Source organism: Blautia sp. ZXY-1-B12, from assembly GCF_056339915.1.
The window spans coordinates 1-13,242 of sequence record NZ_JBWJVP010000197.1 but is presented as its reverse complement, the minus strand read 5'-3'; the positions used below and the strand labels follow the sequence as shown (position 1 = coordinate 13,242).

The 13,242-nt window shown below is 41.5% G+C and carries 9 protein-coding genes and 1 pseudogene; all 10 read left to right on the top strand.

Translation table 11 applies throughout. The features are described 5' to 3' along the window. Nucleotides 1-24: 24 nt before the first annotated feature. Nucleotides 25-1,620, top strand: a complete 1,596-nt coding sequence (locus AC075L_RS11810) for a helix-turn-helix domain-containing protein (protein WP_055052672.1) — start codon at nucleotides 25-27, stop codon at nucleotides 1,618-1,620. Beyond that, the gene (locus tag AC075L_RS11805; protein ID WP_020993603.1) at nucleotides 1,620-2,717 is read left to right on the top strand and encodes a sugar ABC transporter substrate-binding protein; all 1,098 of its coding nucleotides are present in this window, start codon (nucleotides 1,620-1,622) and stop codon (nucleotides 2,715-2,717) included. Before AC075L_RS11810 ends, AC075L_RS11805 begins: the two co-directional genes overlap by 1 nt. A gap of 268 nt (nucleotides 2,718-2,985) precedes the next feature. Then, entirely contained in the window at nucleotides 2,986-4,002 is a 1,017-nt protein-coding gene (gene chvE / locus AC075L_RS11800) for a multiple monosaccharide ABC transporter substrate-binding protein (protein WP_420313643.1), read from the top strand. A gap of 143 nt (nucleotides 4,003-4,145) precedes the next feature. Next, on the top strand, nucleotides 4,146-5,684 hold the full coding sequence (gene mmsA, locus AC075L_RS11795) for a multiple monosaccharide ABC transporter ATP-binding protein (protein WP_025578092.1): 1,539 nt from the start codon (nucleotides 4,146-4,148) through the stop codon (nucleotides 5,682-5,684). Nucleotides 5,685-5,689: 5 nt separating this feature from the next. Then, nucleotides 5,690-6,862: a multiple monosaccharide ABC transporter permease gene (gene mmsB, locus AC075L_RS11790; protein WP_025578094.1), complete on the top strand. Its 1,173-nt coding sequence runs from the start codon at nucleotides 5,690-5,692 to the stop codon at nucleotides 6,860-6,862. A gap of 479 nt (nucleotides 6,863-7,341) precedes the next feature. Further along, the gene (locus tag AC075L_RS11785; RefSeq protein WP_173697565.1) at nucleotides 7,342-8,064 is read left to right on the top strand and encodes a phosphatase; all 723 of its coding nucleotides are present in this window, start codon (nucleotides 7,342-7,344) and stop codon (nucleotides 8,062-8,064) included. A 237-nt stretch (nucleotides 8,065-8,301) separates the two neighbouring features. Then, nucleotides 8,302-8,607, top strand: coding sequence for a YerC/YecD family TrpR-related protein (locus AC075L_RS11780; RefSeq protein WP_008706557.1), 306 nt, complete (start codon nucleotides 8,302-8,304; stop codon nucleotides 8,605-8,607). 396 nt (nucleotides 8,608-9,003) lie between these two features. Then, a complete protein-coding gene (gene lacZ, locus AC075L_RS11775; RefSeq protein WP_476387707.1) occupies nucleotides 9,004-11,850 on the top strand; it encodes a beta-galactosidase, LacZ type in 2,847 nt (948 codons plus the stop codon). After that, entirely contained in the window at nucleotides 11,804-12,187 is a 384-nt protein-coding gene (locus AC075L_RS11770; RefSeq protein ID WP_476387706.1) for a beta-galactosidase small subunit-related protein, read from the top strand. Before lacZ ends, AC075L_RS11770 begins: the two co-directional genes overlap by 47 nt. A 231-nt stretch (nucleotides 12,188-12,418) precedes the next feature. After that, a pseudogene (locus AC075L_RS11765) lies at nucleotides 12,419-13,242 on the top strand (aldo/keto reductase); the annotation flags it as partial.

The window sequence follows — 13,242 nt, the reverse complement described above, 5'->3', positions numbered from 1 at the left end:
GAAGTATTATGGGAGTGAGAGAAGATGTATAGAATTTTGCTGGCAGATGATGAAGGTATCATGCTGGAATCATTAAAGAAAATTATTGAAACTGAATATGGAAATGAATGTGAAATTCACTGTGCAAAGTCAGGCAGAGTTGTGGTGGAGATGGCACAGGCATATCCGCCGGATATCTGTTTTATGGATATCCAGATGCCGGGAATAAGCGGAATCCAGGCAATCAGGGAAATTCAGAAATTTAACAGCTCAGCAGTTTTTGTGATCATAACTGCATATGATAAGTTTAATTATGCAAAAGAAGCAGTGAACCTGGGAGTTCAGGAGTTTCTCACAAAGCCTGTAAATAAGAAAGTAATTCTGGAAACCTGCGCGAAGATGATGACAAAGGTAGATCAGATACGGCAGAAGAGAAGCGATGATCTCCTGATCAGAGAGAAACTGGAGACAGTGGTACCTATGATTGAGAGTGGATATATCAATAATATTCTTCTGCAGGATGATTTTGTTACTTATCAGGATAATTATACACAGCTTCTTGATATCCGTCAGAAATACGGTTATATGATGGTCATAGAATTTGGAGATTCTATGGAAAATGGGGTGCTCAGTAATGCAGTAGGTGCAAGTGTAAAGGCAAACAAATTTTATTCTACTTTTCGTGAAATCGCACAGGGATTCTTTGAATGCCTTGTAGGTCCTATTATGGGAAACAGGATCGTACTGCTTGTTCCTTATGAAAATGCGAAAGAAGATTACGAAGACAGAGTTGCAATTGTCACAAGAGCCAGAAATATGGTACATAAATTTGAAAACCGGATCGACAGTATGTTCCGCTGTGGAATCGGAAGAGTCAAAGAACTTGGAAGCGTGAAGGAATCTTTTAAGGAAGCGGTGGTCGCACTGAGAGAGAGCATCAGTCATGTAGTGCATATCGAGGATGTACCGGCGGCACAGAAATATGACGGGGAATATCCAAGAGACCTGGAAATCAGATATCAGAAGAGGATCCTTGAGAAGGATGCTGCGGGAGCGATGAACTGCGCAGAGGGATTTTTTGAATGGATGCACAGTCAGCAGGCCGTCACAAGAGAAGACATTGAGATTAAAATCCTGGAGATGGTGATGAATGCGGAACGCAGGGCATTCTTTGCAGGAACTTTGAAATATAATGTTAACAGCAGGAGAAGCTATATCCGGGAGCTTCAGTCCTGTACGGATATAGAAAATCTGAAGAAGTGGTTTCTGGATAAGACGAGAGAAATCTGTACGAAACTGGAGAATTCCAAGGAAAAAGAAGCTGGCAGTATTATTGACAGAGCAAAGGAATATATCAATGAAAATTTCCGCAGGGATATTTCTCTGGATGATGTTTCAAGAGAGGTAGATATCAGTCCGTATTATTTCAGTAAACTTTTTAAACAGGAAACAGGTAAGAACTTTATTGAATATCTTACAGAAATACGTCTGAAAAATGCCAGAGAACTTCTGCAGGATTCCAGACTTTCCATTAAGGAAATATGTGCACAGTCAGGATACAGTGATCCCAATTACTTCAGCAGGATTTTCAAGAAGTATGAAGGAGTTACGCCTAGTGAGTTCAGAGAGAGGTTAGGCTGATGAAATTATATAAGACAAAAAAGAATTGCGGAAAGCTGCTGCTTGGAATACTGGCATTTTGTACAGGGATGATACTGCTGACAGGATGTGGTTCCTCTTCAGAACAAAAACAGAATAAGAATGAAGAAACAGCAGAAGAGAATAAGGAAGAGGATAAGGTTCAGATCGGACTTACAGTGGATTCTTTTGTTATAGAAAGATGGATCCGCGACAGAGATGTATTTGTGGCGACTGCCAGAGAACTGGGAGCAGAGGTAAATGTGCAGGATGCAGGTGCAGATGTCAAAGAGCAGATCAGTCAGATTGAATACTTTATAAATAAGCAGGTGGATGTGATCGTTGTGATCGCAAGAGACTGTGGAGCACTTTCAGATGCCATACAGAAGGCACAGAGTGCGGGAATTCCGGTTATTTCCTATGACAGAATGGTCAATAATGCCAATACAGATTTGTACATTTCCTTTGATAACCGTAAGGTGGGTGAGATCATGGCACAGGCACTTGTCAATGCACTTCCTCAGGGAGGAGATGTCTTTATGATACAGGGATCCTCTTCAGATAATAATGTCCAGATGGTGAAACAGGGGTTTGATGATATGCTTGCAGACACAGATCTGCATGTGGTTTATGAAGCTAACTGTGATGGCTGGACAGCAGAACTGGCTGCCGGATATGTGGAGGAAGCCCTGGAAAAATATCCTCATGTTAAGGGAATTATGTGCGGAAATGATGACATTGCCAGTCAGGTCGTACAGGTACTGGCAGAGAATCAGCTTGCCGGAAATGTGGTTGTTGTAGGTCAGGATGGAGATCTTGCAGCCTGTCAGAGAATAGTAGAAGGAACACAGTATATGACTGCTTTTAAACCAATTGAAGATCTGGCAAGAAAAGCAGCGAAATATGCAGTGGAAATGGGTAGTGGAAAGGGAGTTGCAGAACTGGAAGATGTGACAGAAACAGTAAATGACGGAACTTATGAGATTCCTTCCTGCATCCTTGAACCAACTGCAGTGACAAAAGAGAATATAGATAAGGTGATCATTGAAGGAGGTTTCCACCGCAGAGATGAAGTTTATCTGAATGCGGATTACAGTTAAATAAAATATTCAGAGATTATCCGGCTGCTTTTGCAGATGTAAGAGTAAATCAGCATATAGCATTATCTTGCAACAAAAATGTCCTGTCCTGTGCAGGGCATTTTTTGTTTTTCTTAAAATGTCTTGTTTCTTGCCAACCATGTCCAGATTGCCCTGTGTTATAGTAACATCATCAAGAAAACGTGAGAAACGTAAAAAGAAATGGAGGATTTTTACAATGAGAAAGAAAGTCGTATCTGCAATTCTTTGTGCATCAATGGTAGCTGGAATGGTAGTTATCCCGGGAGTAGCTGTTAAAGCGGATGACAAGAAACTGATCGGTGTTACAATGCCTACAAAAGATCTTCAGAGATGGAATCAGGATGGCGAGAACATGAAGAAAGAGCTGGAAGCAGCCGGCTATGAAGTAGACCTTCAGTATGCATCCAACGATGTAAGCACACAGGTTTCACAGCTTGAGAATCAGGTTGCAAACGGATGTGATCTTCTGGTTGTGGCATCTATCGACGGAAGCAGTCTTGGTGAGCCGCTGAAACAGGCTAAAGAAGCAGGAATCCCGGTTATTTCCTATGACCGTCTGCTTATGAACTCAGATGCAGTTACTTATTATGCAACATTTGATAATTACAAGGTAGGTCAGAAACAGGGCGAATATTTAGTAGATGCACTTGATCTCGACAATCAGGACGGACCGTTTAATATTGAGCTGTTCACAGGTGATCCTGGTGACAATAACTGTAACTTCTTCTTCGGCGGAGCAATGGATGTACTTCAGAAATATATTGACGAAGGTAAGCTGGTAGTTAAATCCGGACAGACAGAATTTGAGCAGGTTGCAACTGCTAACTGGGACAGTGCAAAGGCTCAGGACAGAATGGATACAATTATTGCAGGTAACTACTCAGATGGCTCCAACCTTGACGCAGTTCTCTGCTCCAATGACTCTACAGCACTTGGCGTAGAAAATGCTCTTGCAGCTTCCTACACAGGAGAATATCCGATCATCACAGGTCAGGACTGTGATACACCAAATGTTAAGAACCTTGTAGCAGGAAAACAGGCTATGTCCGTATTCAAGGATACACGTGCTCTTGCAACAGCAGTTGTTGGAATGGTTGATTCCATCATGAAAGGTGAAGAACCGGAAATTAATGATACAGAATCCTATGATAATGGCACAGGTGTTATCCCGACATACCTTTGCGATCCGGTTGTTGTCACGGTTGACAATTACAAAGAAATGCTGATCGATTCCGGATACTATACAGAAGATCAGATTAAGTAATAAAAATTGATCATACAGGCGGGAATACCACCCGCCTGTGTTAATCTATAGCAATCCCAGAAAATAATGTAATTCAGTATTTCCTGGGATTGCTATAGGGCTGCCCGTCGCAGGCATGATTTATAAAAGGGAGGGAAACAAAATTGGCTAAGATACTTCTGGAAATGAAAAATATTACCAAAACTTTCCCAGGTGTAAAAGCACTGGATAACGTTAATCTTCAGGTGGAAGAGGGCGAGATCCACGCTCTGGTCGGTGAAAATGGAGCCGGTAAATCTACCCTGATGAATGTATTAAGTGGTATTTATCCGTATGGAACATACGATGGTAATATTATTTATAACGGTGAAATCTGTAAATTTAATACAATTAAAGACAGTGAAGAAAAAGGAATTGTAATCATTCACCAGGAACTGGCGCTGATCCCATATATGACGATCGGTGAAAATATGTATCTGGGTAATGAAAGAGGAAGTTCATTATCTATTAACTGGAATGAAACCTACGGAGAAGCAGATAAATATCTGAAAATAGTAGGACTTGAAGAATCCTCCAGAACTTTAATCAAGGATATTGGTGTAGGTAAACAGCAGCTGGTAGAAATCGCCAAGGCACTGGCAAAAAATGCCAAGCTTCTGATCCTGGACGAGCCGACAGCATCTTTAAATGAGGATGATTCTCAGGCTCTGCTGGAATTGCTTCTGAAGTTCAAAAAACAGGGAATGACATCTATTATCATTTCCCATAAATTAAATGAAATTTCTTATGTTGCGGATAAGATTACAGTTATCCGTGATGGTTCTACTATCGAGACTCTGGATAAGAAAAAAGATGACTTTTCCGAGCAGCGTATTATTCAGGGTATGGTAGGTCGTGAGATGACAGATCGATTCCCGAAACGTCCGGATGTAAAGATCGGGGATGTTTCCATGGAAGTTAAGAACTGGAATGTCTATCATCCGCTGTACTCAGAGCGAAAAGTAGTAGATAATGTATCATTTAAGGTGCATAAGGGAGAAGTAGTAGGTATCTCCGGACTTATGGGTGCAGGACGTACAGAGCTTGCAATGAGTATTTTTGGAAAAAGTTATGGAACTAAGATTTCCGGTCAGGTATTCATGAACGGAAAAGAAGTGAAGCTGAATACTGTACAGGAAGCAATCGATAACAAGCTTGCTTATGTTACAGAGGACAGAAAAGGAAATGGTCTGATACTTTCCAAATCCATTAAGATGAATACTTCTCTTGCAAATATGAAGGGAGTCAGTAATGGAAAGGTTATTGACGCAGATAAAGAATATGCGGTGGCAGAGGATTACAGAAAGAAGTTGAAAACAAAATGTCCGTCTGTCGAGCAGAATGTAGGCAACTTAAGTGGTGGTAACCAGCAGAAAGTCCTTCTTGCAAAATGGATGTTTACAGAACCGGATATTCTGATCCTTGATGAGCCTACCCGTGGTATTGACGTAGGTGCGAAATACGAAATTTACTGTATTATTAACGATCTGGTAGCAGCAGGAAAATCTGTTATCATGATTTCTTCTGAACTTCCGGAAGTACTTGGAATGTCAGATAGAATCTATATCATGAATGAGGGCAAGTTCGTAGGTGAGGTCGGCAAAGAAGAGGCCACATCAGAACTGATCATGTCCAAGATCGTAAAATCAGGAAAAGGAGCGTAAAGAAGATGGAAAAAAAGATTAGTTTTTCAGAGATATTAAAGAAATATACCATGGTGCTTGTTCTTGTTCTGGTAGTCATCATGTTTGCTGTAAATACAAAGGGGGTTATGCTTCTTCCTCAGAATGTGAATAACCTTGTAGCCCAGAATGCGTATGTATTTATCCTTGCAACAGGTATGTTGTTCTGTATTCTGACTGGTGGTAATATTGACCTTTCTGTTGGTTCTGTTGTATGTTTTGTAGCAGCAGTTGGCGGTAAGATGATGGTTCTCAACAGTATGAACCCATATCTTACAATGCTGGTTATGTTGCTTACAGGTATTGCCATCGGTGCATGGCAGGGATTCTGGATTGCATATGTAAGAATCCCACCGTTTATTGTAACTCTGGCTGGTATGCTTGCGTTCCGTGGTCTTTCAAACGTAGTTTTACAGGGACAGACACTGGCACCAATGCCTGATTCTTACCTGGCACTGTTTAACAATTATATTCCGGATCCATTTGGGAAAGAGGGATTTAATCTTATCTGTTTTGTAGTTGGTATTATTGTCTGTATTGTATATGTGTTGCTTGTTCTGAAGAATCGTGCAGATCGTGTGAAGAAAGGGTACAGTGTAGATGCTTTTGGTGGCGTTGCAGTTAAGATGATTCTGATTTGTGCAGTTGTTATTGCTTTTATGTTCCGTCTGGCTCAGTATAAAGGTATTCCGAATTCTCTGATCTGGGTAGCTGTGATTATTGCAATCTATACATATATTGCTTCCAAGACAACTACAGGACGTTATTTCTATGCAGTTGGCGGTAATGAGAAGGCTACAAAGCTTTCCGGTATTAATACAAATAAGGTTTATTTCCTTGCTTATCTGAATATGGGTCTTCTGGCTGCTATTGCAGGTATGGTTACTATGGCCCGTCTGAATTCGGCCAATCCTCAGGCAGGTACAAACTTTGAGATGGATGCTATCGGTGCTTGTTTTATTGGTGGTGCTTCTGCTTATGGCGGAACCGGTACAGTTCCGGGGGTTATCATTGGTGCATTGCTGATGGGTGTTCTGAACTTAGGTATGAGTATCATGGGTATTGACCAGAACCTGCAGAAGGTTGTTAAAGGTCTGGTTCTGCTGGCAGCGGTTATCTTTGATGTTGTTAGTAAGAGAAAATCTTTTATCGTAAAATAAAAATTGTATATTCATTCTTAAATGGAAATTTTTTGCAGGGCTTGCAGGGTGCAGGCCCTGTTTTTTTACCGAATCAAGTAAGTCTCCTGCTTTAATTGCGAATATCTGTTTGACTTGACAGGGGACGCGCAGAAAAATAGTGTGTTTGATGTGCGGTTTCGGCATCTAAGATATTCTAAGGCCAAGAAAATCTGCTAAAGGCATGAGCCGGCTTCTCAAACTCGCTCCGTCGCAGACTCCGCTCAGACAGTGATGCAGCCGGCTCATAACGCAGATTTTTTTGACCTAAGAATATCTAAGATACCTGCAAATGCACATCAAACACACTATTTTTCTGCGCTGGCTGCTGGCGATTTTTGGGGTATTGGATTGAGTAAAAATGGACGATAAAAATGGGTGGACGGAAAATTTGCTTGTGGAGGTAGAAGGATGGTCGTATAATGAGGGGGAATATTGTACGAAGTGAGGAGTGGGTTGTTATGAGATATAATTCAGTGTTGGATCTGCATACACATACTTTGGTGAGTGGTCATGCATATTGTTCTCTGAGGGAGATGGCGAAAGCGGCTGCAGATAAGGGACTGGAGGTTCTGGGGATTACGGAGCATGCGCCTGCTATGCCGGGGACCTGTCATAAGTATTATTTTGAGAATCTGAAAATTGTGCCCAGGGAGATGTATGGGATTCAGCTTCTTCTGGGGTCTGAGGTGAATATTCTGGATGCCCAGGGGACTGTGGATCTGGTGCAGCGGACGTTGGAGAGGATGGATGTGGTGATCGCCAGTCTGCATATGCCATGCATGAAGCCGGGATCTAAGCTGGAGAATACAGAAAGCTATCTGAATGTGATGAAGAATCCGTATGTAAATATTATCGGGCATCCGGATGATGGGAGATATGAAATCGATTATGAGGCACTGGTTCAGGGTGCGAAGGAATATGGGAAGGTTTTGGAACTGAATAATCATTCTATGGATCCGGACTGTAACCGGCAGAATGCTGTGGAGAATGATACTGTGATGCTGAATCTGTGTAAGAAATATCAGGTTCCGGTGGTGATGGACAGTGATGCTCATTTTGATCTTCTGATCGGGGAGTTTGATCGGGCGAGAGATCTGCTGGAAAAACTGGATTTTCCGGAAGAGCTGGTTCTTAATCGGTCTGTGGATGCAATAAGGAAGTATGTGAATCGTAAATTCTGATAAACTGAGAAGCAGTTATTTGGTGTAGAGCTGCGTCACAAAGAGGATGATTTTATCTGCCTTACTCTTCGAAAGAGGTTTTTGTGAGAAAATAAAAAAATCTGTAATTTCTTTTAGGTTAAAGGCTTGCTTCCTATAATTTAACGTGGTAAAATATCACTGTTAGAAATATAACACGGACATTTTAAAGACAAATGTCCGCCCAGTGAAGTACAGAGTTCTAAAAGGAGCATGAAAATGAGTAAAAAAATCAGAACAGAGGCTGTAGATCAGCTTTTTGAAGCGATTTTATGTCTGAAGGATAAAGAAGAGTGTTATACTTTCTTTGAAGATGTATGCACGATCAATGAACTTCTTTCCTTATCACAGCGTTTTGAGGTTGCCAAGATGCTGATGGACAAGAGAACCTATCTTGATATTTCGGAGAAAACCGGAGCTTCCACAGCAACGATCAGTCGTGTGAATCGTTCATTGAATTATGGAAATGACGGATATGAGATGGTTTTTTCAAGAATGGCAGAGAAGGAAACTAAAGGGGAATAAGATAGCGGAAGGCTGAATAAATGCAGTGCTATTGTGGGGCAGGTGAAGATCACCTGCCTTTTTGTATAGGGAGTTTTCGGATAAAAGAGAAGTCCGATTATTCCTCTTCTGGGAGAGTGTTGTGCAGGCTGAGAAAATGCTGCGAAGGATCAATCTATAAAAGTCGAAAATGAATATTATATAGTCAAATATGCAAACTATGCGGATTGGTATAATGTTATAATTTTGCTTATGAAAGATAACTGGCTGTTGGCAATATCGTATAAGATATTTTTATGAAAAAAGTCATATATAAAGTATTTTGCTGGAAGTATTTTACAAATGCATGGCGAAATGTAATATTGCAGGCAGAGAGAAAAGTTATAAAACAACAAATCATGAGGAGAACATAAGAGTATGAAGGCATTTGATTATTCACTGGTAAAAGATCCACAGTATTTCTGCGATAACCGAATGGAAGCTCATTCAGATCATGTATATTATAGAGATGGGAATGAAATGCAGACTGCTGTGCAGGATGGGACGGAAACTTCTTTTCGCTATAGTCTGAACGGTTTATGGAAGTTTCATTATGCGCGCAATTACAAAAGTGCAGTTCAGGGATTTGAGAAAGAGGACTACTGCTGTTATGACTGGGATGACATTCATGTACCTGCACATATCCAGATGGAAGGATATGATGCACCCCAGTATGCTAATGTCCAGTATCCATGGGAAGGACATGAGGAAATTTATCCGGGTCAGATTCCGGAGAGATTTAATCCGGTTGCAAGCTATGTGAAATATTTTACAGTGCCGGAACATATGAAGGGAAAGAGGTTGTTTATTTCTTTCCAGGGAGCAGAGAGCGGACTTGCACTGTGGCTGAACGGAGCCTTTGTTGGCTACAGTGAGGATTCTTTCACCCCATCTGAATTTGAACTGACAGATTATCTTAAAGATGGACAGAATAAGCTGGCAGCACAGGTATTCAAATGGACTTCCAGCAGCTGGTGTGAGGATCAGGACTTCTTCCGTTTCTCCGGAATTTACAGAGATGTGTATCTTTATACAGTTCCGGATACCCATGCATATGATCTCCAAATCCGTGCAATCCCGGAAGAGAATCTGGATGTAGCAGATCTTGAAATTAAGGTAAAGACATGGGGAAAAGGAAGCATTGCTTTCAGACTTGAGCAAGATGGAGAATGTGTGCTGGAAGAGAAAAAATCTCTTACAGAAGCTGGAAATGAAGAAGCCGATGCAGAGGCATTTTATATTCAGAAAACAAATAGCAGCAAGACTGTACAGAACAGCTTTGCATGGAAAATCAATAATCCCAAATTATGGAGTGCAGAAGATCCGCAGCTTTATGATCTTACAATTGAACTTTATGACGAAGCAGGAAATATTCAGGAAGTGATTCCTCAGAAGGTTGGATTCCGCCGTTTCGAGATGAAGAACGGCATTATGACTCTGAACGGAAAGCGTATCGTGTTTAAGGGCGTAAACCGTCATGAATTCAGTTCTGTCAGCGGCAGACATGTATCAGAGGAAGAACTCCGCAAGGATCTTCGCATTATGAAGCAGAATAATATCAATGCCATCCGTACTTGTCATTATCCGGATACATCACTGATCTATCAGCTTTGTGATGAATATGGTATTTATATGATCGATGAGACAAACCTGGAATCCCATGGTTCCTGGGATGTGGCGGAATTTACAAAGGATTATACGCATGTTGTTCCTCACAACAAACCGGAATGGCTGGATATGATGCTTGACCGTGCCAACTCCATGTATCAGAGAGACAAGAATCATCCGGCAATCCTGATCTGGTCCTGTGGAAATGAATCTTTTGGCGGAAAAGATATCTATGAAATGTCTCAGCTTTTCCGTAAGAATGATCCTACCCGTCTGGTACATTATGAAGGACTTTTCCATGACCGCAGTTATAATGATACCAGTGATATGGAAAGCCAGATGTATCCATCGGTAGAAGCAATCAAAGAGTTCCTGGCAAAGGATGACAGCAAACCGTTTATCTGCTGTGAATACACACATGCCATGGGAAATTCCTGCGGTGCCATGCACAAATATACTGACCTGACAGATACAGAGCCCAAATATCAGGGTGGATTTATCTGGGATTATATTGACCAGTCTATTTATAAGAAAGACCGCTATGGAAAAGAGTTCCAGGCATACGGCGGCGATTTCGGAGAACGCCCTACAGACTATAATTTCAGTGGTAACGGAATCGCATATGGCGGTGACAGAGAGCCATCTCCGAAGATGCAGGAAGTGAAATTTAATTATCAGAATATTACAGCAGAGGTGACAGCTGATACAGTAAAAGTGCTTAACAAGAACCTCTTTGTAAACACAAATACTTTTGACTGTAAGGTAATACTTGCAAAGAATGGAAAAGTGATTTGTACAGAAGCACTGGAAACAGCAGTTGAGCCATTGAGTACGAAAGAATATAAACTGCCTTTTGGAAAGGCTGAAGCAGTCGGAGAATATACAGTCACTGTTTCCTTCCATCTGAAAGAGGAAAAAGTGTGGGCATCTGCAGGCCATGAGATCGCATTTGGACAGTATGTATATCAGGTGAAAGAGGATGTTCCGGATGGAAAATCAGATTCAGCAGAAACAGCGATTACAGCGGAAAAAGATGTATGTGTATCAGATGCGTTTGTAAAGAAGCCACAGATCATCCGAAGCACACACAACATTGGTGTCCGCGGCGAGCACTTTGAAGTAATGTTCTCCGTCCTCAATGGTGGTCTGGTTTCTTACAAATATGCGGGCAAAGAGATGATCGAAGCAATCCCGAAACCAAACTTCTGGCGTGCACCAACAGATAATGACTGTGGAAATCTTATGCAGATGCGCTACGCACAGTGGAAAGTCGCCAGCATGTATTTAAGCCACAAAGAATACAGAAAAGGTGCATATGGCCCATCCAATTTACCACAGGCAGAAGAAACAGACCACTCTGTAAAAGTAACATTTACCTATCTGATGCCAACCACACCAGCCAGTGAGTGTCAGCTCACCTACGAAGTATTCGGCGATGGAAAAGTGAAGACAACTTTAACTTATGATCCTGTAAAAGAACTTGGTGATATGCCGGAATTTGGGGTGATTTTCAAATTCAATGCAGATTACGACAATGTTCAGTGGTATGGACTGGGTGAAGCTGAGACCTATGCAGATCGCAAAAAAGGTGCGAAAACTGGGCATTTACCAGAATAAAATTGTGGACAACATAGCAAGATACATGGTACCGCAGGAATGTGGAGCAAAAGAGGAAGTACGCTGGGCGAAAGTCACAGATCGCAAGGGCAGAGGAATGTACTTTGAAATGGATAGAGAATCAATGATGTTCTCTGCACTCCCATACACTCCACATGAGATGGAAAATGCCATGCATCCATATGAACGCCCACAGATTCATTACACAGTAGTACGCGTAGCCAAAGGCCAGATGGGAATCGGCGGTGACGACAGCTGGGGAGCATATACCCATCAGGAATATCTGCTGAATGCAGACGGAAAGATGGAGTTCTCCTTTAGCTTTAAAGGAATTTAATATAGTTTATTTGTTAAAAAAGCCATTTTCAGTCAGAAAGTGGCTTTTTAAATAATGCTGATACATTTGTTGAAAATAAGTGGAACAGGATGTATGATTACAGAGAAAGAATAAATCAAATGCATTGTTGCGTAAATAACTGTGTTAATTGCGTAGACGAGCTATTTAGATAGAGAATAGTAACAATAATATTCAGATTTGACATACTGTACGAAAAGGGGAAATTATCTTATGTATCAGGCAAATGAAAAACGTTATGAAACTATGAAATATCACCGTTGTGGTGCCAGTGGACTGATGCTGCCGGAGTTATCTCTGGGTTTATGGCATAATTTCGGAGACACCGGTGTTTATGAGAATATGAAGCAGATGTGCTTCACAGCATTTGATAATGGAATTACACATTTTGACCTTGCAAACAACTATGGCCCACAGCCTGGAAGTGCGGAGGAAAATTTTGGAAAAATCCTGAAGAGAGGAATTTTCTGCATACAGAGATGAGCTGATCGTCAGCACAAAGGCAGGCTATGATATGTGGCCGGGACCTTATGGAAACTGGGGAAGCCGTAAGTATCTGATCGCCAGTCTTGACCAGAGCCTGAAACGTCTTGGTCTGGATTATGTAGATATCTTCTATCATCACAGAATGGATCCGGAGACTCCTCTTGAGGAGACCATGGAGGCTCTGGCACAGATTGTCAGAAGCGGAAAGGCATTGTATGTTGGAATTTCCAACTATGATGGTGAGACAATGAAACGCGCCGCAGATATTCTGGAGGAACTGCACTGTCCGTTTATCATTAATCAGAATTCATATAATATTTTTAACAGAACGATTGAGAAAAATGGTCTGAAGCAGGCTGCTGCAGAGAAGAGAAAGGGGATTATTTCTTTCAGTCCTCTGGCGCAGGGAATGCTCACAGACCGATACCTGAATGGAATCCCAAAAGACAGCCGTGTCAACACAGACGGACGTTTTCTCCATGCAGACCAGTTCAGTGAGGAACGTCTTAACAGTATCCGCAGTCTGAATGCAATTGCAGCAGAGAGAGGCG

Bases quoted from the DNA above. Each gene is read 5' to 3' on its own strand.
- AC075L_RS11810 (WP_055052672.1), top strand. From the start codon at position 25: ATGTATAGAATTTTGCTGGCAGATGATGAAGGTATCATGCTGGAATCA.
- AC075L_RS11805 (WP_020993603.1), top strand. From the start codon at position 1,620: ATGAAATTATATAAGACAAAAAAGAATTGCGGAAAGCTGCTGCTTGGA.
- chvE (WP_420313643.1), top strand. From the start codon at position 2,986: ATGGTAGTTATCCCGGGAGTAGCTGTTAAAGCGGATGACAAGAAACTG.
- mmsB (WP_025578094.1), top strand. From the start codon at position 5,690: ATGGAAAAAAAGATTAGTTTTTCAGAGATATTAAAGAAATATACCATG.
- AC075L_RS11785 (WP_173697565.1), top strand. From the start codon at position 7,342: ATGAGATATAATTCAGTGTTGGATCTGCATACACATACTTTGGTGAGT.
- AC075L_RS11780 (WP_008706557.1), top strand. From the start codon at position 8,302: ATGAGTAAAAAAATCAGAACAGAGGCTGTAGATCAGCTTTTTGAAGCG.
- lacZ (WP_476387707.1), top strand. From the start codon at position 9,004: ATGAAGGCATTTGATTATTCACTGGTAAAAGATCCACAGTATTTCTGC.
- AC075L_RS11770 (WP_476387706.1), top strand. From the start codon at position 11,804: ATGCAGATCGCAAAAAAGGTGCGAAAACTGGGCATTTACCAGAATAAA.